The 24,623-nt window shown below is 34.9% G+C and carries 17 protein-coding genes; 8 read left to right on the top strand and 9 right to left on the bottom strand.

All coding sequences use genetic code 11. The annotated features are described in order from the left end of the window. Positions 1-210: 210 nt before the first annotated feature. The 4 genes from ACO05K_RS17115 to ACO05K_RS17100 are packed head-to-tail and all read right to left on the bottom strand — an operon-like array spanning position 211 to position 4,797. Positions 211-1,758, bottom strand: coding sequence for a DHA2 family efflux MFS transporter permease subunit (locus ACO05K_RS17115; RefSeq protein ID WP_421945632.1), 1,548 nt, complete (start codon positions 1,756-1,758; stop codon positions 211-213). Positions 1,759-1,766: 8 nt separating this feature from the next. Further along, positions 1,767-2,846: an HlyD family secretion protein gene (locus ACO05K_RS17110; RefSeq protein WP_421945631.1), complete on the bottom strand. Its 1,080-nt coding sequence runs from the start codon at positions 2,844-2,846 to the stop codon at positions 1,767-1,769. 8 nt (positions 2,847-2,854) lie between these two features. Beyond that, positions 2,855-4,174 carry a TolC family protein gene (locus tag ACO05K_RS17105; RefSeq protein WP_421945630.1) on the bottom strand — a complete coding sequence of 440 codons (1,320 nt, stop codon included), beginning with the start codon at positions 4,172-4,174 and terminating at the stop codon, positions 2,855-2,857. Then, positions 4,171-4,797 carry a TetR/AcrR family transcriptional regulator gene (locus ACO05K_RS17100; protein ID WP_421945629.1) on the bottom strand — a complete coding sequence of 209 codons (627 nt, stop codon included), beginning with the start codon at positions 4,795-4,797 and terminating at the stop codon, positions 4,171-4,173. The genes ACO05K_RS17105 and ACO05K_RS17100 overlap by 4 nt, the downstream gene beginning before the upstream one ends. Before the next feature lie 117 nt (positions 4,798-4,914). Here ACO05K_RS17100 and ACO05K_RS17095 point away from each other — a divergent pair, with 117 nt between their 5' ends. Genes ACO05K_RS17095 through ACO05K_RS17080 form a run of 4 tightly spaced genes read left to right on the top strand, consistent with a single transcriptional unit; the run spans position 4,915 to position 8,323 of the window. After that, positions 4,915-6,729 carry a glycoside hydrolase family 9 protein gene (locus tag ACO05K_RS17095; protein WP_421945628.1) on the top strand — a complete coding sequence of 605 codons (1,815 nt, stop codon included), beginning with the start codon at positions 4,915-4,917 and terminating at the stop codon, positions 6,727-6,729. Beyond that, positions 6,678-7,454, top strand: coding sequence for a polysaccharide deacetylase family protein (locus ACO05K_RS17090; RefSeq protein ID WP_421946307.1), 777 nt, complete (start codon positions 6,678-6,680; stop codon positions 7,452-7,454). The genes ACO05K_RS17095 and ACO05K_RS17090 overlap by 52 nt, the downstream gene beginning before the upstream one ends. Positions 7,455-7,513: 59 nt before the next feature. Beyond that, entirely contained in the window at positions 7,514-7,699 is a 186-nt protein-coding gene (locus tag ACO05K_RS17085) for a hypothetical protein (RefSeq protein WP_290240722.1), read from the top strand. A 54-nt stretch (positions 7,700-7,753) separates the two neighbouring features. Further along, positions 7,754-8,323, top strand: coding sequence for a DUF2911 domain-containing protein (locus ACO05K_RS17080; protein ID WP_421945627.1), 570 nt, complete (start codon positions 7,754-7,756; stop codon positions 8,321-8,323). 234 nt (positions 8,324-8,557) lie between these two features. Here the strand turns inward: ACO05K_RS17080 and ACO05K_RS17075 are convergent, their stop codons facing one another. From ACO05K_RS17075 to ACO05K_RS17055, 5 genes are all read right to left on the bottom strand, one after another. Next, complete coding sequence (locus ACO05K_RS17075; RefSeq protein WP_421945626.1) at positions 8,558-9,418, bottom strand: helix-turn-helix transcriptional regulator; 861 nt, start codon at positions 9,416-9,418, stop codon at positions 8,558-8,560. 213 nt (positions 9,419-9,631) lie between these two features. Beyond that, positions 9,632-10,258, bottom strand: coding sequence for a response regulator (locus ACO05K_RS17070; protein WP_421945625.1), 627 nt, complete (start codon positions 10,256-10,258; stop codon positions 9,632-9,634). Between the two features lie 26 nt (positions 10,259-10,284). Further along, positions 10,285-13,158: a ligand-binding sensor domain-containing protein gene (locus ACO05K_RS17065; RefSeq protein WP_421945624.1), complete on the bottom strand. Its 2,874-nt coding sequence runs from the start codon at positions 13,156-13,158 to the stop codon at positions 10,285-10,287. Between the two features lie 100 nt (positions 13,159-13,258). Then, complete coding sequence (locus tag ACO05K_RS17060) at positions 13,259-15,619, bottom strand: phosphocholine-specific phospholipase C (protein ID WP_421945623.1); 2,361 nt, start codon at positions 15,617-15,619, stop codon at positions 13,259-13,261. A gap of 74 nt (positions 15,620-15,693) precedes the next feature. After that, positions 15,694-17,199, bottom strand: coding sequence for a glycerophosphodiester phosphodiesterase family protein (locus ACO05K_RS17055; protein WP_421945622.1), 1,506 nt, complete (start codon positions 17,197-17,199; stop codon positions 15,694-15,696). Between the two features lie 325 nt (positions 17,200-17,524). Between ACO05K_RS17055 and ACO05K_RS17050 the strand changes: the two genes are divergently transcribed. From ACO05K_RS17050 to ACO05K_RS17035, 4 genes are all read left to right on the top strand, one after another. Then, positions 17,525-20,839, top strand: coding sequence for a DUF4175 family protein (locus ACO05K_RS17050; RefSeq protein ID WP_421945621.1), 3,315 nt, complete (start codon positions 17,525-17,527; stop codon positions 20,837-20,839). Between the two features lie 170 nt (positions 20,840-21,009). Then, positions 21,010-21,447, top strand: a complete 438-nt coding sequence (gene ybeY, locus ACO05K_RS17045; protein ID WP_421945620.1) for an rRNA maturation RNase YbeY — start codon at positions 21,010-21,012, stop codon at positions 21,445-21,447. Between the two features lie 399 nt (positions 21,448-21,846). Beyond that, a complete protein-coding gene (locus ACO05K_RS17040) occupies positions 21,847-22,479 on the top strand; it encodes a GIN domain-containing protein (protein WP_421945619.1) in 633 nt (210 codons plus the stop codon). A gap of 205 nt (positions 22,480-22,684) precedes the next feature. Continuing rightward, positions 22,685-24,547, top strand: coding sequence for an ABC-F family ATP-binding cassette domain-containing protein (locus tag ACO05K_RS17035; protein WP_421945618.1), 1,863 nt, complete (start codon positions 22,685-22,687; stop codon positions 24,545-24,547). Positions 24,548-24,623 lie beyond the last annotated feature (76 nt).

Raw genomic sequence — 24,623 nt, 5'->3', positions numbered from 1 at the left:
TTAAAATTCTAAGGCTTACAATTTGGATAATTGTAGAATAAATTTTAATTTTAGAATCTTATTTGGCTACTTAGTAGTTGAGTAAGAACATTTGCAATGTTTAAGGGCATTGCATTGATTGTTAATTTTTTGGGTTAAAACAGCCGATGTAATAAAATACACCGGCTGTTTTTGTTTTTTAGCATTATTTACATTGTTGTCTTGCGAATTTTAGTGCGCATCGGTAACAATGTTTGCATTTTTCTTAAACTTTTGAAGATACAATAGCGGAATTGAGAATAACATTATCAAACCTGCAACCCAATAAGCATCGTTGTAAGTAAGTAACATGGTCTGTTTAATTACAGTGCCTTCAATTGCTTTCATTGCCATTAGTTTCGCATCGATAAATGAAGAACCCTTAGCCATAAAGTTGTTGGTTAAAGCACTCAATTTCTGAACAAAAACCGGATTGTATTCATTAATGTTTGTAAGCAGGTTACTTCTATGGAAACCCGAACGGATATGGATTAAAGTTGTTAGTGCCGCAATACCAAACGAACCTCCCAATTGTCTGCTCATGTTGTTTAATCCCGAACCCTGACCAATCTCAGCACCTGATAAATCCTGCATCGCTAACGTAGTTAACGGAACGAACAATAAAGCCATACCGAAACCTCTGATTACCAACGGCCAGAAGAAATCGCCTGTTCCAGATGCTAATGTAGATTTGCTCAACATCCAACAGAAAACGAAAAATAAAAACATTCCTCCTGTTGCCATAAACTGAGCCGGAACTCCTTTTTTAAGCATAATACCGATAAAAGGCATCATCGCAATTGTACAAATACCGCCCGCTATAAATAGCTTTCCAGTTTGTAAAGGCGTAAATCCTAAAAGGTTTTGTGCAAAAACCGGGAACACGAAAACAGAACCGTATAATCCAAAACCTAAGATAAAAGAAGTAAACATACCGATAGAGAAGCTTCTCTTCTTCATAATGCGAAGATTTACAATTGGGTGGTCGGTTGTGGTTTCTCGCCAGATAAATAGTAATAGTCCAAAAACTGATGCAACCGCTAATGCTGTGATGTATGGTGTAGAAAACCAATCTTCGCTCTCTCCTTTTTCTAATACAGTTTGCAAACTACCTACAGCAATTGCCAAAAGCGCAATTCCCCACCAATCAACAGGTTTTCCCTGCCCGTCTTTGGGCGTTTCTCGAATATAGGTGTACGTACAATAGGCGGCGAGTATTCCGACGGGAATATTTACGTAGAAAATCCAAGGCCAATCGGCAATTTCTAAAATATAACCACCAATTGTTGGGCCAACAGTCGGGCCAACAACGGCACCTAAACCAAATAATGCTGTTGCAATACCTACATCTTCACGTGGCCAGGTTTCAATTAAAATTGCTTGTGCTGTCGAAATCAAACCACCACCAGCAACGCCCTGCAAAATCCTGAACAAAATAAGCTCATTTAATGATGTTGCGTTACCACATAAAAATGAAACGAGCGTAAAAACGATAATAGAGGTTAAGAAATAATTTTTACGTCCGAAACGACTGCCTAACCAACCCGACATTGGCAGGATGATTACATTCGCAACGGCATATCCAGTAGATAACCAGGCAATATCCTCTAAGGTAGCGCCCAGGTTTCCCTGTATTTGAGGGATTGCCACGTTTACGATGGTTGTATCAATCAGCTCCAATAATGAGGCTGTGATTACCGTAAAAGTAATAATCCACTTTTTTAAACCTACTTCGGCCATTTTTAATATTAATTAGTAGAAACTGATGCTTTTACACTCATTCCCGGGCGTAACTTAGCTAACAATTCTTTTGATGGATGAATTTTGATTTTTACAGGAATACGTTGAACAACTTTTACAAAGTTACCTGTAGCATTATCTGGAGGTAATAAAGACCCTTTTGCACCAGTAATTGGAGAGAAATTGTAAACTTCGCCTTGAATTTTTTCATCAGGATAAGCATCAACTTCGATTTCTACTTTTGAACCAGATTTTATTTTCTCTAATTGAGTTTCTTTAAAGTTAGCCGTTACGTAAATGCTGCCATCGTTTACAACAGAGAATAAAGACTGACCCGCTTGAACCAATTGGCCTTTTTGAACATTCTTTTTAGAAACAATACCTGTAGCCGGAGCTTTAATATCTGTATATGATAATTGAAGTTTTGCAAAATCAATATCGCTTTGGCGTTGGCTAATTACATTACTGCTAACTGCTAACTGCGATTGAGTTGTTCCAACTTGTTTAACAGCAGCATTGTATTGGTCTTGAGCTGCCTGAAATGCTGCCTGTGCAGATTGTCTTGCTGCTTCTGCAGATTCTTTATTGGCTTTTGCCTGGTCGAAAGCTTGCTGCGTAATCGAACCATCTTTTACCAAGTTTGCGTAACGAGCGTAATCCTTTTGGGCTAAATTAACTTTAACATTTGCTGCCTGTACATTTGCTCTGGCCGATTCTACATTTGCTTTAGCCGTGCTTGTATTGGCTTGTGTTGCTACAATTTGCGATTGCGCAACGCCTACACCTGCATTAGCTCCTTTTTGACCAGCCTGAGTTTGCTCTAATTTAATTTTAAAATCAGCATCATCAAGTTTAACTAAAATTTGACCCTCAGTTACGTGTGTATTTTCTTCGAAATTAATGTCTTTTACATAACCACTAACACGAGCAACAACCGGACTGATGTCGCCATCAATCTGTGCATCATCCGTATCTACGTGTTTGCTAAAATAATTCCACTCCGTGATACCAAAAACGATACCTATTATAAGTAAAACACCCAAAATTATAGGTACTACTTTGCTTTTCTTTTTATTTTCAGTTGTCATTGCTGTATTTATTGCGTTATTTTTCCTGTTGATTTTAGTAATGTATAGTAAGCCAAACCTGCATCAGCTTTAGCTATTTCTAAGTTTATTTTTGCCTGATATAATAAAGTTTCAGCATCAATTCTATCTGTAACAGATGCTACATTGTTTTTATATTTTGAAGCCAGTAACTTATCATTCTCAGTAGCCTGGGCAATAGAAGTTTCTAAAACCTGAATCTTATTCATCGCTACCTGATAATTTTGGAAGTTTTTATTGATATCCGTTTTTACGTTATCAGATAAAATATCTTTTTGAATGCTGATTTCGCTTTGCTGAATTTTAGCCTCAGTAACTTTATTTCTGTTGGTCCAAATACTACCAATATTCCAGCTAACCGTTGCGCCTAAAGTTATGGGCATTAAGTATTGGTTTACTGGCGGAATAAAACTACCACTTGGGTTAATGTAGTACAAGTTTGCACCCACACCAACAGTTGGTAATGTATTTGCCTTTATGGTTTTAATGCTGTAATCAGCAACTTTGTTCTGAACATCGAGTTGTTTCAACTCCTGGCGATTTGCCATTGCCAATGTAATGTAATCGTTTAAAGAACTTGCTGACTTTAAACCAGCATTTGGGTCGCTGATTTTAACTTCAGTGTCTTCCGGTAAACCTAAAAGGATATCAAGATTGTAGTTGATAACCTTGCGATTGCTTTCGATATCCAGCTGCGTAAGCGTAACATTTGCTTGTTGCAATTGAAAACGCAACACATCGTTTTTAGTTACAATACCTTGTTCGAAGAAACGTTGTGCTTGCTTAATTTGAGCCGCAATTGATTCTAAATTCTGACCAACCACTTTTTTACTTTGCTCTACTTTATATAACGCGTAATAAGTGCTAATTACGGCGTAAGTGATTTCTTCCTTGCTTTTATCTGCATCTAAACGAGCGACATCAGCTAATAATTTGGTCGATTCTTTTGCGTATTTTAACTTTCCGCCACCGTAAACCAATTCTTGCACTGCCGCTGTTCCAACAAAAGCATCCGCTCTGCGTGGTAATTGTAAAGATGAACCACCGCCAGGCAAAGTAAAAGTACTCGTCGGAATTTCTGCGTGATTATACATAAAACTCGCATTTGCTGTTGGCAGTACATTATCTTTCACAATCGCTAACTGTGCCTCGGCTTGCTCTATTTTATTTTGAGATAATTTTAAGTTTTTACTATTGGCTATGCCAAGTTCAATTGCCTGATTGATATTTAGTTCTTTTGAGCTTTGTGCAAATAAAGCCGCCGGAACTAATGATGCCACAAGCATTAATCTAATCGATTTGGGTATCATTTTTTTGTTGTTAAATAAACTGTTACAAGATTTTGTAAATGAGCAATGGCTCGCTCTTTAATAAGTTTGTTATCCTTCGGGTTGCTTAAATCAATAACCTCGCCCTGAGAAATTTTATGTGGCGCAATTACAACATTGGTCAGCGTACCCATAATTGTCGAAATCACCATTCTTACATCCACATTATTAAAACTACCATCCTCAATTCCATCAATAATGATTCTATCCAAAATCAACATATTGTGGCTCATGGCATTTTTAATTTTGTCGTACATTTCAGGCCTCTGCGTAAGCGAAAGCTCTCTATGCATCATTTTATGAAAGGCAATGTTTGAGAATATTCTATTAGCATAACCCTCTATCACTTTGTGTAATTTTTGTAGCGATGAAATTTTGTCTTCGTTAATGATTCTTAACTGAGATGCAAATCCTGCAATCCTGTTATTCATTATCTCTACAAAAACTCCCTCTTTCGAACCGAAGTAATAATTAATCATCGCCATATTGGCGCCTGACTCTTTCGAGATTTGTCTGGTAGAAGTTCCTTCATAACCAGTTTCGCAAAACAACTTTTCAGCTGCTTCTAAAATGGCTTGCCTTTTGTCTACTTTTTCTGTTTTCATTTCTTTATTAGATGGCACAAAATTAATCAAACGATTGATTAATTTCCAAATGTTTACATACATCTTTTACATTATCTTGATAAAAGCTTAATTTTAAGAGAACTAAATTTTTCTAAAATGAAAAAACGCTCAATTTTTTGTGCTGTAATTGTCTTCCTAGCTGCTTATTTACTATCATTTCAAAATGTAAAAAATGTTAATCAGCAAAGCTGGATAAGGATAAATTTATTAGGTTATTCCCCTACCGGGATAAAAATTGCGATTTGGGCAAGTAAAGAAAATGTTAGTCCTACATCATTCGAGATTTTGGAAAAATCTTCAGGAAAAGTTGTTTACACTTCTAAACTGATAAAAAATTTTGGCGCTTACGGTCCGTTTAATCAAACTGCTCGACTAAATTTTTCGGATTTTAAACTTAAAGGCGTTTTTCTAATTCGGGTAAATAATATCACATCTCCTGATGTTATTATAAATGATGAAGTTTATAGAGGCGCTGCGGATTTCTGTCTACGCTACATGCGCCAACAAAGAAGCGGGTATAATCCATATTTAAAGGATAGCTGCCATACTCATGATGGTTTCGTATTATATGGCGAAAAAGCGGGTATTAAAGATAGTACTCATTTCGATGCTTCCGGTGGTTGGCACGATGCAAGCGATTACTTGCAATATTCAACAACCTCTGCAAATGCAACTTATCATTTGCTTATGGCCTATCGGGATTTTCCTCAGGTTTTTACAGATGAGAAAAAAGCAAATGGATTGGATGGAAAAAATAATATTGCCGATGTTTTAGATGAAGCTAAATGGGGATTAGATTGGTTGCTCAAGATGCATCCTAAAAAGAACATTATGTTTAATCAACTTGCCGATGACCGTGACCATATTACCATGCGTATTCCGAAGGAAGACAACCAATACGGCAAAGGCTTTGAAAGACCTTTGTACTTTATATCTGGAGAGCCGCAGCAACGTGGAAAATTTTTAAATAACACTACCGGAACAAGTTCTACGGCAGCTAAATTTAGCAGCGCATTTAATCTTGGAGCTTATTTATTCAATAAAACTGACGTTAATTATTCAAAAAAACTTAGAGACAAGGCTGGTACGGCAATACGATTTGCCTTGAAAAAACCTGGAGTTACACAAACCGCGTCGGTAAAATCACCTTATATCTACGCAGAAGATAATTGGGTTGATGACATGGAACTTGCCGCCGCAGCTTTGAATTTCAACAAAGCCAAAACGGTTAAAAATAATTTATTGGCTGCTATAAATTTTGCAGAGAAAGAGAAAGTTACGCCCTGGATGGCAAAAGATACCGCAGCTCATTATCAATATTACCCATTTATAAATATTGGGCATTACGAACTTGCAAAACAATTGGATGGTGAGGAAAAACTCAAAATAACGGATTATTATAAAGCCGGAATAAATGAAGTATGGAATCGAGCAAAACAAAATGCTTTTTATCGTGGTGTTCCGTTTATTTGGTGCAGCAATAATTTAACGGTTTCATTTGCCATTCAATGTTCGTGGTACGCAGATTTAACTGGTGATAATAGTTTCGCAGAACTTGAACAAGCGAACTTCGATTGGCTTTTTGGTTGTAATCCGTGGGGAACAAGCATGGTTTACGGTTTGCCAAGCTGGGGCGATACACCTACCGATCCGCATTCAGCTTTTACACATTTAAAAAATTATCCTATTGATGGAGGTTTAGTTGATGGTCCGGTTTACACCAACATTTACAAGGGTTTAATTGGAATTAAGCTTGCAGATGAAGACGAGTATGCCCAATTCCAAAGTGATTTGGCTGTTTACCACGATGATTATGGCGATTACAGCACCAATGAACCTACGATGGATGGAACTGCCTCATTAATTTATTTACTTGCGGCCAAGGAGGCTGCGTTGAAGCCAAAAAAGTAGAAGCCTCCGACATTGGAGGCCAAACCAAATACTTAGGCGCAATTGTTCGTGGCGATACTACCAAAAAACAAATTGCCTTAGTTTTTACTGGTGATGAATTTGCAGATGGCGGAACATCAATACAAAAAACCTTAAAAGATAGAGGTATTAATGCTTCATTTTTTCTAACTGGAAATTTTTATCGGAATAAATCTTTTAAAAGCATTATTAAAAAAATAAAAGCTGACGGACATTATCTCGGAGCGCATTCAAATAAACATTTATTGTATTGCGATTGGCAAAAAAGAGATAGTCTATTGGTTACACAAAGTGAATTTAAAGATGATTTATTAGCTAATTACAAAGAAATGGAACGCTTTGGCGTTTATAAACAAAATGCGTTGTACTTTCTTCCACCTTACGAATGGTATAATCAATCTATTTCAAATTGGACTAAGGCTCAAGAACTTCAACTAATTAACTTTAGTACGGGTACACGTTCAAATGCCGATTACACCTATCCTGAATTAGGTAAGGCGTATAGAAATAGTGATGAGATTTTAAAGTCAATCAAAACATATAATGAAGTCCAATCAAATGGTTTAAACGGATTTATATTGTTGCTTCACATTGGTACAGACCCAAGAAGAACCGATAAGTTCTATAATCACCTTGATGAGTTAATAACTTATTTGCAGCAAAACGGTTATGATTTAGTTAGAATTGATAATTTATTAAACCATTAAACGCCTAACGCCAAGTAAAATTTAAAATAAATATTAACTTTGCCTCAAATATTAAAAAAATGAGTGTACAAGAAAACAGCAACAATAATTTCAACTGGCTTTATTACGCATTAGGTTTATTCTTCGGTATTTTAACAGGAGCTATAATAACTCAAAGTTATATTTTTGCTCTTTTAGGTGGTGTACTTGGATTATTAAGCGCTGGCTTATTTCTAAACGCTATTGTTAAAGGCAGAAAATACTAAATCGAGTTTTCGGTTTTACCTTCTGTTTATTATTAAATTTCTAAAACTCAGCAAATGAGGAATATTTTCATTGTTGTTTTCGCTTTACTATGTTTTACAGTAAAAGCTCAAGATGCTTCAACAAGTGAAGTAAAATTTCCGGTTGCAGATCCAAGTCCTGCGGATATCGTTTATTACCCATTAAACGCCGCTAAAGTAAAAGCAGACGATGCAACCAAGCCAATTGTTAAAGTAATCTATTCTCGTCCGCAAAAAAAAGGACGTGATATTTTTGGTGTACTAGAGCAGTATGGAAAAGTTTGGCGTTTTGGCGCAAACGAGAGTACAGAAATTCGCTTCTTCAAAAAAGTAACCATCGGTGGCAAGAAAATTAAAGCTGGGGCTTATAGTTTATTTGCCATTCCAAATAAAGATAGCTGGACAATTATCGTAAACAAGCAAACTGATAAATGGGGTGCTTTTAGTTATGATGAAACAAAAGACGTTGTACGTGTAAATGTACCTGTTAAAACCCCTAGTAAACCAATTGAATATTTTTCTATCACCTTTAATTCAAAAGAAGGTGGAATAAATTTAGTAGCGGGTTGGGATAAAACTCAAATAGAGCTACCAATAAATTTTTAAGAAATTACATGAAGGCTTCAGAAAATTCTGAAGCTTTTTTTTGCCTTAAATTTCTGAAACTATATCGTAAAAATTTGCTGTAAAAATAAAAAGCAAACTCCAATCCTGGAAGCTTGCTTTTTTCTATCATTATTAACCTATCAGGTAAAACTTCTACAAAGTCTAACTTGAAAGTGTCTGTAAAAATAGCGTTCAGTACATATAAAAAATATGTAAAAATCACTTTTTTGTATTTTAATTTAGTCTACTTTTCTTGTATTTTGAAGGCGTAATTTTAAAATTATTTTTAAATAATCTGATAAATGAGCTTGGGCATTCAAACCCGATCATAGTCACAATTTCATTTAATGAATAGTTCGAATACTGCAATAAATCCTTTGCTCTTTTTAACCTAATCTGAACCAGATATTGATAAGGAGTAATATCGTAAGCCTCTTTAAATGTTTTTAAGAAATGATTTACAGATAGACAGCAATGTTCAGCAACACCTTCTAGCGTTATGTTTTTATTAAAATTGCTGCTCATGTATTCTTTCGCAATCGTTAGTCGCTTTAAAACATCTTCTTTTGTTTTTGTCCGAACAAAACTTAACTTATTAATACGCAGGTTAAACTCCTCATCATAAATTTTATAATAATTTAAAAGCGTATCGTGCATGTACTCGTTAATCAACCGCTCATCGTTTAATCCTTCATCAAGATAATTTTTAAGCTGGTTAACGTTTTGCTTAATATCCTCAGAAAAAGGAAAAATTGACTCATTAAATGTGTGTGCATCAAATTTTCTGCCTGTCTGATATTGGTTATCGTTTACAAGTGATTTATTAAATTCGTTTATAAAAGTTTCTGTAAATGATAACGAAAATGTTCTAACCGGAGTTGGAGATTCTATTTTACTGCTAAATTTAGTTCCTGCATTAAGAACAGCAAAGCTATCCGGGTAAATGTTTAAACTGCTGTTTTGTAAACCAAAATTTTCACTTCCTCCAAAAACAAATTTTATTGTGTAATTGGTGTTTTTATGTTGGTAAGAAGCATCACAGGAAGTTTCACTAACAATCATATTTCCGTTAGTTAATACTTTAGAGTATTTCATCGATTTGGAAAGAAATTATTTGTGCAACAATTGATTTTATAAAATTGAGGCGTGCGAACATTAAACCACAAGGTTTCTAATGAGCAAATCAAATAATGATTAGAAAGTTGGTTTAAGTGGTTCACAAATATGATTTAGAGTTTGGTAAAATTAAACGCTAAAGCAAAATAATGCACCACCCAAAAAGGGGGATATTTTAGAAAAGATTGGAAATCAGATAAATCGCTTTTGTTTAGCTGCTTTTATCGCTTCTGATTTGGAATTTACATCAAGCTTAATGTAAATGTTTTTTACATGGCTCCTAACCGTTTCCTGATCGATAAATAATTCTTTGGCGATTTGAGGTTTTGTTTGTCCATTTGCAATGCGATCTAAAATCTCAGTTTCTCTCTTTGTTAATGGAGAATTAAGATTTTTTTGAAAGGAGTGCATCACAATTCTTGCTACGTTCGTGCTCATGGCCCCACCGCCTGTGCTAACCTCTCTAATCGCATCAATAATTTTTGAAGAACTCGAATTTTTGGTCAGGTAGCCTCCTGCGCCTAAAGTTAAAGCCTCAAAAACTTGTTCAGGAGAATCAAAAACGGTTAAAATAATGATATTACTCTTAGGTAAGGATTTCTTAATAAGTGGAAGCGCTTCAATACCGCTGGTTCCAGGCATTTGCAAATCGAGTAGAATTACATCCGGATTATCTTCTACCAATTGTTTTTTAGCTAAATCATAAGAGGAGTAGGAATTTATTACATCAAAATCCACCTCATCGTTTAAAATAGATTCATAACCCATTCTAAGAATATCATCATCTTCAATTAAAATAATTCTTATCCTTTTGCTCATTTCTCTGTTAGTAAACCTATTTGACGCTAATTTCCGAAATTTGTAACACAAATATTTGTAGAAATTAAAATATCTGTGCCTTTTCCTGGCTCTGAAATAATTTTAACCTCAGAGTTTATTCTGTTGCTCCGCGTTTTTATGTTGTTTAATCCCCTACCATCTTTAACTTGTTGTAAGTTAAATCCTATTCCATCATCTTTGGTTAAAATATCGATGTTTTTTTGATTATTTCGGGTAATTGAAACAATAATATTTTGTGCCTTAGCATGCTTTAGAATATTATTTAGCATTTCCTTGAAAATAAGCGTCAAGTTTCTGTTGAACTCCATCGAAAGATTTATCTTTTCATGTTCTGGCAATATACCTTCTACTTTAAAGGTTATACCGGTATTTTGAAACAAATCAATACCAAAGTTTTTAATATGATTTAAAATTGCCAACAAATTATCACTCTTCGGGTCTAAAGCCCATAAAATATCTTTCGTGCCGCTGTATAATTGTCCGGTATTTTCTCTTATCAAACGAATAAGCTCCTTTTGATCGGTTTGTTTATCATCAACTTTTTTATCTAAAATCTCTGATAAAACATTAATTCTGGTCAGCTTATTCCCGATATCATCATGAAAATCTTCGGCTGTTTGCTTTCTTATTTTTTCCTGTTCCTCAATTTTTATCCTTTCTAACTGGATTTTCTTCCGCTCCTTCGCTTTAAAGGTTAAAAAGAAAATGAACCATATTAAAAGGATTAACAAAACAAAAGCAAGGATTTTAAATAAAATTGTATCGTAAAACGGAGAAACTATAGTAAAGCTGAAACGTTCTATGTTTGATGCCTTTCCATCGGCAATAGCGTAAACTTCAAAAGTGTAATTACCCGGTTTTATTGATGAATATTCGATTTCGTTACTGCTAATTGGTGCGCTAAAATCTGCATCTACACCAACCATTTTGTAGCTATACAACACATTATCTGGGTTGGATAAATAAATGGCTTTAAAATTAATGGAAAGATGATTTTGGTTATAGGTAAGCGTTTGGGGTTTCCCCTTAATTATTTCTGGTGTAATGTAGATATCTTTCTTTTTATCGCTTTTATGAAAAACCTTTATAAAATCTAAATAAATGTGCGGTCCGATTTTGCCTGCAGAACTTGTATTGGTTTGGCAACGAATTAATCCGTTTACGGTACCAATAACCATACTACTTTTATAATTGATTATTGCTCCCTGGTTGCACTCAATAACCAAAGGACTGTTCCCTAGAACTTCGTATTTATCCGTTTTTTTATTAAAACTAAGTTTATTTATGCCTCGTCCGGTTCCAATCCATAAATAGTTGTTACTATCAGGCGCCATGCTATACACATCGTTTGAGTTTAAACCACTGCCTACGGTGTACTTTTCTACCGCTTTAGTATTAGGATTCCATGATACAATCCCATCTCCAAGAGTTGCAAATAAAATTTTATTATTTTGCTTAGTGATGTTTAATACATAAACGCCATCAAGTTCTTTAATTTTAAAATTCTTATCTACCTTTTTGTTTTTCAGTAAATAAACACCTGTTGATGTACCCAGAAAAATGCTATCGCCCTGTAAAGCGTAAATGCAAGAATTGTAACCGCTAAACCCTTCTATCAACTCTGTTTTACCATCTTTTATGTACAGGGTTTGCATAGAACTGTTAATCAAATATGCTCCATGGCTATCTTGCGTCATAGAGTGGAAATCGGATGTACCGGGTTTAAGTTTTTGAGTAAACTTTAAACCATCGTATTTCCACAGCCCTTTATCCTGAGCAGAAACCCAAACGTTTTTATCTCTATCTGTATAAGTAAAAAGGATATTTCTATTTCTTAGTTCCGGATTAGAAACGGGTTCTATTTTCGTTCCATCGTACTTTAAAAGGCCTTTGGTAATAGTCCCAATCCAAAGGTTATTCTTTTTATCAGCAGAGAGACTGCTTATCGGGAAGTTTAGGTTTTGTCCTTTGAAGGTAACGTATCGTATAAATGCATCACCCTCATATTTATAAAGTCCATCGCTAAAACACGAAACCCACATGTTGTTTTCATCATCCTTAAACACATCGTGAACACGGTTATCGCTTAAACCATTGGTATCATTAAAATAAATAGTGGTTTTATTTTTATTCAGTAAGTATACGCCTCTATCTGTTCCTACCCATAAACCTTCTTTACTATCTTGCGCTATTGTGTAGTAATTAAATGAATTATCGTGAACGAATATCCGACTTAATTGCTTGTTAATTAATGAATAAACCCCCATCTTGTTTGAAAGAACAAACATTTTATTTGAATCTTTTTCATCAAAGAGAATTTTAGAAATATATGTGGATGCAATATCTGCAGGGAATTCCTGATATAATTTCCATGATGTATTTTCTCGTTTGTAAATGCCTTTTTCCCAAACAAAGGCAAATAAGTCTCCTTTTTTGTTTGTTGATAAACAAGTTAGATTAGCATCTTTCAGCTCAGAAAAAACAGGTTTGCCCTTAAAAATTTTAAATAGTTTACGATTGCTTAAACCCCAAACCGTTCCGCTTTTATCTTTTTTTAGTTGAGATATATAACTGTTAGATAATATGGCTTTGATTTTTCCTTCGGATAAAATATTCAATCCGAATTCGGTACCGATGTAAACTTGGCCGTTATCAGCCTCAACAATACTGGTGATTGAGTTAGAAATCAATCCATCAGCTTTGCTGTAAGAAGTAAATGTTTTGCCATCGAAATTACTAACGCCGCCAAAAGTGCCTAGCCAAAGGGTTCTGTTTTTAGCCTGATAAATTACACTTACCTGCGATTGTGGCAAACCTTCTTTCAGCCCATATCTGGTAAAATTATAGCTCTGAGCATAAATCTTAATGTTGCAAAACAAAAAGAAAATTATGATTTTGATTATAAAGCCTTTACTTCGCATGGGGATGCAAAATAAGCATAATTTATTTCAATAAATGAGTGGAGTTAAAGGCTAATCTCTAAGCGCCACCCATGTATGGATCGGTTTGCGTTACCATTCCTGTTTCTATTTTTCCAGCGTAGCGATGCTTGAAAACACTATTACCTGTTTGAATAACACTGAAATCGTACCAGTTTGCGTTTTTTGATGAATTCAGCACTACACTTGTAACCGACTTAGGTTTTAAACTAACTGTTTTTAGCTGGGCTTTATATTTGTTATCAATAATTTGAATATTGATTGGTGATGTACCACTATTTTCGAGTGCAAAAATTAAATTTCCACTTACTTTTTTAGTTACAAGGCCTGTAATTTCTGGCTTAGCATTGATAACTAAATCTGCGTTCTTGTTGTTTCCTTTAAAGCTTCTGTAGAACCCATTTGGTCCGTGAATGGCGAAATCATAAATTCCGTTATCAAAATCATCAATGCTGATTTTATCGGTTAAAACATCGCCACTTTTAACTGCATAAGCCCACGTTTTACCAATTACACCTTTGTAACTGGAAATTGTATTCATGTTAAACGGTGCACCAACAGTTTCAACTTCGCTACCAAACAACGTTTTAGCCGACTGAAATTTAAGCTCAACGATATTATTTTTAATCGATGCGTCTACATTTAACTGATATGGTAATGCGCATGCCGGTTTTGTTCCGCTTTCTTGTTTCGGAGCAAATTTAGATGTTTCTGAATCGAAATTTTCGTATCGGTTTATTTTAGCAACCTCGATCTTGTTTAATGCGGTTGGACCAGCCTGTGCAGGTTTGTTTTTGGCATTTACAATATTTGTAACTACCGTTTCACGCTTTAAAGGTTCTGGCGATTTTATTTCCTCTCCATTGTAAGGCCTGAAAACAGATGTCAGGTCACCGCAGAAATTCCTTCTCCAATCACTAATATTATTGCTTTTGATAGTTTTTCCCGTTTTTTTAGAAAGCCATTTCTCCATAAACATTAAGGAAGAGGTATGATCAAAAACCTGAGAATTTACAAAACCACCTTTGCTCCAAGGCGATGCGACAACCATTGGCACTCTGTATCCCAAACCAATCGGACTACCTTTTCTATTTTCGTAATCAGGGGCAAAATTTATCCCTTCAGATACTTTTCCGCTTGAAGGATCATCTGGATTTGGAACTACAAATGGCGGTTGGTGGTCAAAATAACCATCATTTTCATCGTATGTGAGGACAAAAATCGTTTTCTTCCACACTTCCGGATTTTTGGTTAAAATATCGAGCGCTTCGCTAACGTACCAGGTTCCATAAAGTGGCGAACTTGTATGATCTGAAAAGCGTTGCGGCGCAACCAACCAAGAAACTGTTGGCAATTTTCCGCTATCAACATCTTTCCTAAACTGATGAAAAATATCTCCTTTCGGGATGTTAATTGTTTCCTTATTTCCTTTGTCGTTTGTAAAGGTGAAAGGTTCAACCTCAATGTAATCTTTTTGAGAAATGTTGGTTGTAAATGCCTTGTCGATTAGATTTTTTTCTCTTTGAGATAATTTATCGTACTTTGACTGAACTTCGGCAGGTGTTAATGCTGGTTTTACGGTATTATCTCCATTTTTTCTAAAATAAGCCGATAATTTCACATTATGACGGCTTACATATTCAACAGGATTATCTCCATAGTTGCCGCACCAATCATCAATTTCTCCTTCTGGGAGTTTTGAAGTCCAGAGTTCGTTTTGATAAATGCGCCATTCTATTCCGTTATCTTCTAATTTTTCCTGGAAAGTCGGCCAATCTACAAACACATTATTTTGCGATTCTGCCTGATCGTTATTTACAACAGCAACTCTGTTTTGATTTTGTTCTGCTCGCACCGTTCCGGTAAAAAAGAAAAGGCGATTCGGCGTAGTTCCAGTTAACGATGAGCAGAAATGTTGATCGCAAACGGTAAAAGCATCGGCTAAAGCATAGTAAAATGGAACATCATTTCTATCATAATAAGATAATGTCATTGCTGTTTTTACAGGAAACCATTTATCGTATCTTCCACCGTTTCTTGCCGCAACCTGATCATTCCACGAATGTGGCAAACCACCTTGCCAGGTTATTTTAGTTTTATTTATATCTACATGAAATGGTGCATAGGTATATCCCTGACCGTCTTTTTGCAGCCAAACCTTATTTCCATCCGGCTGAATATGTGGGTGCGGATCGTTGAAGCCACGCACACCTTTCAATTTACCGAACATATGGTCGAAAGAACGATTTTCCTGCATTAAAAAAACGATATGCTCTGCATCATAAAATGTGCTGCCCGGTTCGGCATTAATTGCCATTGCTTTAAGCACCGAGGCATTTGCAAGCCCGGTTGTACCAGCTAATAATGCTGCTTTTTTTAAAAACGCTCTACGAGAATCCATTGGTTTTAAAATACTTAAAATGGAGGATGGAAAGGCACCATTATCCCTTTTCCATCATCCATTTACATTTTCAATTACTTTTGATAAACCCTAACATAATCTACTTTCATTGTCGCCGGGAAAACGGTTTCATCGATTCCTTTTTTACCACCCCAGCCGCCACCAACGGCCAAATTTAAAATTAAGTGGAAGTTTTGGTCAAATGGCCAATCGCCTGCGCCTTTGCCGGTATTTTTAAAGGTTAAATATTTCTGATCATCTATGTAGAAATCCATTCTGTCTTCAAACCACTCAACCGCGTAAACATGATATTCGGTGTAAGGGTTAGCAACTTTTAGTGCTTTGCCAACCTGAGTATTTTTTATGTGATTAAATTTTTCTGTATGTACGGTTCCGTGTACGCTATCCGGATCGTAACCAACGTGCTCCATAATGTCTATTTCGCCGCTTTTTGGCCAGCCACCATATTTTCCATCGGTTGATAAACCCCAAAACGCCGGCCATAAACCTCTGCCTTTTGGTAAAATCATACGGGCTTCTGCCCTACCATATTTAAAATCGAATTTACCTTTAGTAACCAAACGAGCAGAAGTATATTTATTTCCCTCCTTTTCGGCTTTTAAAGCGGTAATATTTAAGTTGCCCTTTTTAACAATAGCATTTGCACTATCTGCATCGGTGTAATATTGCAGCTCGTTATTTCCCCAGCCTTTGCCGCCAATATTGTAAGACCAGTTTTTTGCCAAAGGAAGTCCTGCATCGTTAAATTCATCGCTCCATTTAAGTTTCCAACCTTTTGATACAGGTGTTTTCTTCAATTCTTCAAAAAGTAATTCTGGTTCGTTGGTTGTAATAAATTCTACATTATGAGCCAATAACCATTGCATTTCTGGAGCAGTATTTACTGTCCAAGCGTTTACAGTTAAGCCTAGTTTCTGTGCATTTTCTATCCAGTTATCTTTTTGGTAAACGCTGTAATGGTAATCTGCACCTGTTAATTTATCAGCTTTCATTTGCTCGGCGCTAACATCACCTCTTAAATATGCAACTTTTGCTTTTGGGAGCAATTCTAAAACACGTTTACAATAATCGTAATCGAAACTGATGTATTCTGTCCAGTCTGTAACTTTTAGTTTTTTTACCATTTCAACGCATTTGTTTGTTACTTCAATTCCGCGTTCTTTGCTAATTAGTGATGGTTTTATTTCTAAAATTAGCTTTGTGGTTTTTTGCTTCTTTCCGGCTTGCAGATAGCTTTCTAAAGTTGGAATTTTCTCGCCATTGCTCATGGTTTTGGTTAATAACTCCTCGTATTTAACCGTTTCAATTTTCAATCCCTGAAATTCAGGATCGTGATTTACAACTAAAACGCCATCTGCAGTCATCCAAACATCAAACTCAGAACCATAACAACCTAAGCGAACAGCCTCATTTAATGCTGCAATAGAATTTTCTGGCAGTTTATTCTTTTTCCAGGCACCGCGGTGTGCAATTACCTGATTTTTGTTCCAGTTAAATTTTTGTGCGAAAGAGGCTGTAAAGATGAATACCATAAAGGCTGAAATAAATATTCGTTTCATATCTGATTTTGACGATTTTTTTGACCCAAAAGTATGGGTTTGTAGTTAAAGTTAGTTAAGTTTTGTGTAACCATAGTATTAATCAATTATTTTTTGACAACCATGCTATTGCGAAAAACCGTTGTTAAATAAACCCGATTGTAGCGGAAATAAAAAGCTTTTTCTGCTTTATTGGAGCAAAAAGCGGGGCTTAAACTGCTATGAAATGCTGAAACCTTCATTTTCAAATAAAAATAGAGCAACTAATAAACAAATTATATTATTCGCGTTACCATATTAGTGGTTTAGCGCAATTGATTGGATTTATTTTTACATTTACGTTGATATGGTGAGCAATAACTATAATGAGCTAATCAGAAAAATAGATGAATTTATCCGTAAGTTTTATTTGAATAAAATTTTACGGGGAAGCATTTATTGTGCGGCGATTTTGCTTGCTCTATATGTGCTCATTTTTATAGGTCTTTACTATTTGAATCCCGGTGCAGGGTTTAAAACTTTTGTTTTCTTCTCGTTTTTGATAGTTGCCATTGTTATAATTGGTTTGCTGATTATTAAACCTTTGCTTGCAATGCTTAAGTTAGGCAAGCATTTGTCTTTTGATGAAGCTTCGGTAATTATTGGCAACCATTTTAGCGACATTAAGGATAAACTTCTGAATACGCTTCAGCTGCATAGATTATCTGAAAATTTACCCGAGAACAAACTTATTCTGGCGAGTATAGACCAGAAAATTTTTGATTTAAAACCGGTTCCTTTCAGTACCGCAGTACGAATTAACGATAACAGAAAATACCTTAAATATTTATTTATTCCTTTATCGATTATTTTATTGATAGCTGTTTTAGCGCCAACAATTTTAAAGGAAGGCACAAATAGTTTTTTTAAATATGATGAATACATTGCGCCTAAAGCACCTTTTAATTTTACCGTTTTAAACAAAAATTTAACGGTTACACAGGGTGATGATTTGACTATTAATTTGAAACTTGAGGGCGATGAGCTTCCGGCGGAAGTTTATGTAGAAGACGGAAAAAATACTTATAAGCTTACTAAAGAAAATATTAGCCGATTTAATTATAACGTTAAAAATATTCAGGGCGATAAAAAACTTATTTTTAAAGGCGGCGGTTTCAGCTCGGCTGAATTTACGGTTAGCGTTAAACCTCGCCCGGAATTGTTAAATACTTCGGCTACTTTAAATTTTCCCGCCTATCTTGGCAAAAAACCTGAAACTGTTAATAATGTTGGCGATATTCTTTTACCTGAAGGCACAAAAATAACCTGGAACTTTAAAACCGGACAAAGTAATTCGGTTCTTTTTACCTTAAATGATAAGCAGCAGGTAATTAAAGTTTCTGATAACAATGCTTCTTTTATTGCTACGATTAGGAATAACGCTAAATACAGCATTACGCCACAGAACGATTTTGTAACCATAAGGGATTCACTTTCTCACCAAATTACGGTGGTTAAAGATCAGGTTCCGGCTATATCTGTTGATGAAAAAAAGGATTCGATAAGTAATAAAGCATTGTATTTTAGCGGACAAATATCTGATGATTACGGCTTTAGCAGATTGAGTTTTAAATATAATATTAAAGAACGCAATAAAATTATTAGCACGGTTTCTAAAAATATTCCGATAAAAACCAATGTTACTGAAAATAGCTTTTTCTATTTCTGGGATTTAAAAAATGTAACGGCTAAACCCGGACAAGAAATAGAATACTATTTTGAAGTTGCTGATAATGATGGTGTTAATGGCGCAAAAATTACCCGTTCAGAAATAAAAGTATTTAAACAACTTACCAAACGCGAAACCGCTGAACAAACGAATGCTAATAATCAGGCGCTTAAGCAAAAAATGCAATCGGCCATTAGATTAGCCGGAACGATAGAAAAGGAAAGTAAAAAAGTTGCTCAAAGTTTGATTGATAAAAAACAGATTTCTTTTGAAGATAAAAAGCAGATTGAACAGCTGTTGGATAAACAAAAGCAACTTGAAGAAGCCGTTAAAGAGATTAAAGATTTAAATCAGAAAAACACACAGCAACAACAAGAAAATCAGGCAGAAAACCAGGATTTGCAAGAGAAACAAAAACAGATTAATGATTTGTTTAATAATGTTTTGGATGAAAAAACTAAGGAACTTTTGCAAAAGCTTCAGAATTTGATGAATGAGCGAAATAAAGATCAAACGCAAAACGAACTATCGAAAATGCAGCTTGATAATAAAACCCTTAAAAATGAGCTTGATAGAATTTTAGAACTTTACAAACAGCTCGAATTTGAGCAGAATTTGCAAAACGATATTGATAGATTAAGTGATTTGGCGAAGCAACAAAAAGAGCTTGCGGCGCAAACAGCTGATAAAAAACAGGATAATGAATCTCTGAAACAAAAGCAAGATGCTTTGAATAAGGAGATGAAAGACATTAAAGATGATTTAAAAAAGCTGGAAGACAAGAATCAATCGTTAGAGCGGCCGAACCCTTTTGAAAACCCTGAAAAAGATATACAGGATATTCAAAAACAGCAGCAAGATGGCAAAGATGCTTTAGATAAAAAAGACAGCAAATCTGCAAGCCAAAAACAGCAAAAAGCTTCGGAACAGATGGAAAAACTTGCTCAGAAAATGAGTGAAATGCAACAGCAGGGTGAAGAAATGGAGAACAATCTGAATGCTAAGGAGTTGCGAAGATTGTTGGAAAATTTGCTGAATACATCTTTTGATCAGGAAAAAGTGATGCTTGCGTTAAAACGAATGAATGCTTCTGATCCATCTTACACAAGCAACGTTCAAAAACAGCGCAATATTAAAGATAACCTTAAAACGATTTCTGATAGCTTATATAGTTTAAGCAAGCGTGTTCCTCAAATAGAATCTACTGTAAACGAGGAAATGAATAAGATCAATTTTAACCTTGATAAAAGTTTGGAAAGTTTAGGGGAACGCAGAACGCCTGAAGCAAATAGGTATCAGCAATTTACCATGACCTCGATAAACAACCTTTCTTTAATGTTAAGTGAAGCCTTAAATCAGTTGCAAAACATGCAAAAAAATTCAAAAGGTGGAAAAGGAAAGCAGAAACAAGGGATGAAGCAATTGTCGCAAATGCAAGATCAGCTTAATAAGAATATGCAAAAAGCGAAGGAGCAAATGCAAAAATCTGGCGGTAATCAGGGCACTGTTGGCAAAGGAGAAATGAGTCAGGAGTTTGGGAAAATGGCGCAGCAACAACAAATGATTAGGCAAGCTTTGGAAAAAATTAATCGTGAAGAGAATAAAGATGGCAAAGGCAAACTTGGAAACTTAAATGAAGCCATTAAGGAAATGAAGGAAACTGAAAGTGATTTGGTTAACAAAAAGCTTCAGCAAGAAACGATGAACAGGCAAAAAGAACTTTTAGTTAAGTTACTTGATGCTGAAAAAGCAGAAAAAGACCAGGAAGAGGATGATAAACGTGAAAGCAAGGCTGCTAAGGAATTTCCGCCATCGTACAAAAAAATGGTTGATGATTATAAAAAGCAATTCCAAAATGGAAGTGATGTGTTGCAAAAGCTACCTCCAACCTTAAATTACTATTATAAAAACAGGATTGCTGAGTATTTGAAATCTTTGAATATGGTGAAGTAGGTTTTTATCATAGATTATAAACCAGCTCGTCATGCTGTCCCGAATGTTCGGGATCAGCATCTACTCTATATAAGACCTTGAAATGAATTCAGGGTCACGATCGTTCATTCTAAACGGCTATTCGTGGGTAACTATTATTTCTTAAATTTGCAGCCTTAAACACTTCGAAAATGCCTGCAATTTCTTTTTTTACTGAATCAATAAGCTATAACTTACCTCAAAAATTAAAGGTTAAGAAGTGGATTAAAGCAACAATCGAAAAAGAGGGGTTTAAGCTGCAGGAACTTAATTTTATTTTCTGTAGTGATGAATATTTGCTTGGTATAAATCAACAATATTTAAATCACGATACTTACACTGATATTATCACTTTCGATAATTCGGAAGAAGAGAAACAAATTGTTAGCGATATCTTTATTAGTATAGAGCGTGTAAAAGAAAATGCTAAAACTTTCAAAACTAACGATTTTGATGAGGTTTGTCGCATCATGATACACGGAACGTTACACCTACTTGGCTATAAAGATAAAGGCAAAGCTGCTAAAACACTTATGACTCAGAAAGAAGATGAGTATTTGGCTTACAGAGCTGACATTGGCTTAATTTAAATAAGTAAATACCATTTCAGCTTTTCCAATACAGATTTCAGCACTGATTTCCCGAATGGTCGGGATAAACAGTTCATGGCAATGACCTAAAACGCTAGCAAAAGCTACTGTTAAGATAAGTTACTGTACCACAGTTAATTAAACCCGATTGAAGCGTAAACCAAAAGCTTTTTCAGCTTTTGTTGTAGCAAAAAGCGGGACTACATTCTCCTATCCTCACAGGAATTTGCTTTCCAAATTCAATTTTTATTTCGGTTTCGTCTAATAATTACGGGCGTTCGTCTATAATATTTCCAATCTGGTATAATACAGCGATTTACTGTGCAACGTTTTTGCCCAATTGCAGTCTTATATTCAAACAACAACAAAAGGATTTAAGAAATTTAAAATATAAAAATCATGAAAAACTCTATTAAAAATTTATTCGCAGCAGCTTTAACAACAATTATTTTAGGTGCTACAGCTGTAACCGTTAGCGCAGCTGAAAAAGGTAATAGCTACACAAATTTAACATCGGTAAAAAACATCAGCAAAATTAAAATCAGTGGAAATGTGAAATTGATTTTGATTCAAGATGCTAAAGAAAGTGTTGAGGTTTATGATAATTACTACACTAAAAATGCACTTGTGCAACAGCAAAATGGTGAGTTAAGAATCAGCTCTTTTAATACTGAAGCTTTAACAGTTATTGCACACGTAAATAACATCACTAATATCGAGGCATCAAACAGTGCATCTGTTAAAACTGCTGGAAACTTCAATTTATTAAACCTTAATTTGGTTTTAAATGATAAAGCAACAGCAGATATTACTGCAAATACTTTAAGCTTAACAACCAATGTTAATGGTGCAAGCGCACTTAACTTAAAAGGAAATACTGAAAGTTATAATGCGGTTTTAAGTTCATCGGCAAAGGTTGGTATGAATGATTTTACTGCAATTGATAGCAATGTAAGCGCAGCTCCAACTGTAGTGTACAGCGCAAATCGTTTTGAAGATATAAAATTAGAATTATTGGAAACGATAATCTAAATAAAGATAAAGTTTAGTTTTAGTTAATGATAGAAGCAGCGGCGGAGCGATTCCTCCGCTGTTTTGTTTTATAGTGGTTTTTAATAATCAATATTCTGCCATATTTAGCGCTAAAATTATGCTTTAGAAACACAATTTATTCTCACAAATATTTTATCCGTACTTTTGTAGCAATTTTCCTTTATAAATTCGAAACACAAAGAAATTGAGCACACTAATTGCGGCAGAAGGCTTAGGTCATGGTTATCATGATGAATGGCTATTTAAAAATTTAACCTTAGGTATTAACTCTGGTCAACGTGTAGCGTTGGTTGGAATTAATGGCGCTGGTAAGAGTACACTTTTAAAATTATTAGCAGAAAGATTCCCTCCGCTTGAAGGTAAAATTGTAAAAAATAAAGCTGTTAAAATTGGTTTTTTAGATCAGGAGCCACAATTTACCGAAGGTTTTTCTATTAGTGATCATATATTTTCTTTGGAGAATAAACAACAACAGTTGATTAAGGAGTATGAAGAATTAATTGAAGACCCGAATCCTGATGAGAAAACGCTTAATCGTTTATACGAGGAACTAAGCGAACACAATGCCTGGGAATACGAACATGAGATTAAGACCATTTTGAATAGAATGGGCATTACTCATTTGCAGCAAAAAATATCTACCCTTTCTGGCGGACAAAAGAAACGTTTGGCTTTGGCTAAGTTACTGATTGAAGATCCTGAAATTTTAGTTTTAGATGAGCCAACCAACCATTTAGATATAGATACGATTGAATGGTTAGAAAAACTTTTAACTACTGGACAAAAAACAATTCTTTTAGTTACCCACGATAGATACTTTTTAGATAATGTTTGCAATACAATTGTTGAGTTAGATAGAGGTAAGATTTTTAACTACAACGGAAATTATGCTTACTTCTTAGAAAAGAAATCAGAAAGGGAAGCTTTAGACGCAACGGTTTTACATAAGAACCAACAGCTATTAAAGAAAGAATTAGAGTGGATGAGGCGCATGCCGCAGGCTCGTGGTACGAAATCTAATGCCAGAATCAATGCTTTTTATGATTTAGAAGAAAAAACTAAGAAAAAGTCTGATAATCAATCTGTTAACCTTCAAATGAAGATGTCTCGTCAAGGTGGAAAGATAATTGAACTTGAAAATATAGCAAAAGCCTTTGAAGGTCGAGAGATTATAAATGATTTTAGTTACACCTTTAAAAAAGGTGATAGAATTGGTTTGGCTGGAAAAAATGGAACAGGCAAATCTACACTTCTTAATATTATAACTAGTCAATTAACCCCCGACGCAGGTACGGTTGATACTGGAGAAACGACAGTTTTTGGTTACTATAAACAAGGCGGTTTAACATTCGATCCGAAAGAAAGAGTAATTGATATTGTGAAATCGGATGCTGAATATATTAAGATGGCAGATGGTTCTGTGATTACTGCTTCTGCCCTATTAACACTTTTTCTTTTCCCGCCAAAGAAACAACATGGCATGGTAGAGAAATTAAGTGGTGGTGAAAAGAAGCGTTTGAACCTGATGAAGGTTTTAATGCAGAATCCAAACTTCTTAATTTTAGATGAGCCTACAAATGATTTAGACATTGATACATTAAATGTTTTGGAAGAATTTTTAGAGAATTTTCCAGGTATATTAATGTTGGTTTCTCACGATAGATATCTGTTAGATAAAATGAGTGACCAGTTATTTATCATGGAAGGCGAAGGTGTTGTTAAAATTTATAATGGAAATTATTCTGAATATAGATTGAGTTTAGAACAACCAAAAAAGGTTGAATCTAAAAAAGCACCCGCTCCTATTGCAGAAAATATTCCTGCCAAGGCAACTAAAAAATTAAGTTATAAAGAGCAAAAAGAACTTGAAGAATGTGAGAAAGGTATAGAAGAAACAGAGGTTGAGATTGCAAAATTAACAGATATTTTACTTTCAATCGACGCATCTAATTATGTAAAAATTCAAGAGGTTTCTCAAGAAATAGAAGTCTTAAGAAAACGTTTGGATGAATATACATTTAGATGGTTAGAACTTTCTGAAAACTAATAATACACTTTAATAATCCGCGTTGTTTCACGTGGAACATTATTGTTTAAAACAGATAAAATTTACGTTCCACGTG

It is taken from the genome of Pedobacter sp. (assembly GCF_965227205.1).
Classification (GTDB): domain Bacteria; phylum Bacteroidota; class Bacteroidia; order Sphingobacteriales; family Sphingobacteriaceae; genus Pedobacter.
This window is presented reverse-complemented; position numbering and strand designations above follow the sequence as displayed.

Excerpts from the sequence above, each read along its gene's own strand:
- ACO05K_RS17115 (WP_421945632.1), bottom strand. The coding sequence starts at position 1,758 with ATGGCCGAAGTAGGTTTAAAAAAGTGGATTATTACTTTTACGGTAATC.
- ACO05K_RS17110 (WP_421945631.1), bottom strand. The coding sequence starts at position 2,846 with ATGACAACTGAAAATAAAAAGAAAAGCAAAGTAGTACCTATAATTTTG.
- ACO05K_RS17105 (WP_421945630.1), bottom strand. The coding sequence starts at position 4,174 with ATGATACCCAAATCGATTAGATTAATGCTTGTGGCATCATTAGTTCCG.
- ACO05K_RS17100 (WP_421945629.1), bottom strand. The coding sequence starts at position 4,797 with ATGAAAACAGAAAAAGTAGACAAAAGGCAAGCCATTTTAGAAGCAGCT.
- ACO05K_RS17095 (WP_421945628.1), top strand. The coding sequence starts at position 4,915 with ATGAAAAAACGCTCAATTTTTTGTGCTGTAATTGTCTTCCTAGCTGCT.
- ACO05K_RS17085 (WP_290240722.1), top strand. The coding sequence starts at position 7,514 with ATGAGTGTACAAGAAAACAGCAACAATAATTTCAACTGGCTTTATTAC.
- ACO05K_RS17080 (WP_421945627.1), top strand. The coding sequence starts at position 7,754 with ATGAGGAATATTTTCATTGTTGTTTTCGCTTTACTATGTTTTACAGTA.
- ACO05K_RS17075 (WP_421945626.1), bottom strand. The coding sequence starts at position 9,418 with ATGAAATACTCTAAAGTATTAACTAACGGAAATATGATTGTTAGTGAA.
- ACO05K_RS17070 (WP_421945625.1), bottom strand. The coding sequence starts at position 10,258 with ATGAGCAAAAGGATAAGAATTATTTTAATTGAAGATGATGATATTCTT.
- ACO05K_RS17060 (WP_421945623.1), bottom strand. The coding sequence starts at position 15,619 with ATGGATTCTCGTAGAGCGTTTTTAAAAAAAGCAGCATTATTAGCTGGT.
- ACO05K_RS17055 (WP_421945622.1), bottom strand. The coding sequence starts at position 17,199 with ATGAAACGAATATTTATTTCAGCCTTTATGGTATTCATCTTTACAGCC.
- ACO05K_RS17050 (WP_421945621.1), top strand. The coding sequence starts at position 17,525 with ATGGTGAGCAATAACTATAATGAGCTAATCAGAAAAATAGATGAATTT.
- ybeY (WP_421945620.1), top strand. The coding sequence starts at position 21,010 with ATGCCTGCAATTTCTTTTTTTACTGAATCAATAAGCTATAACTTACCT.
- ACO05K_RS17040 (WP_421945619.1), top strand. The coding sequence starts at position 21,847 with ATGAAAAACTCTATTAAAAATTTATTCGCAGCAGCTTTAACAACAATT.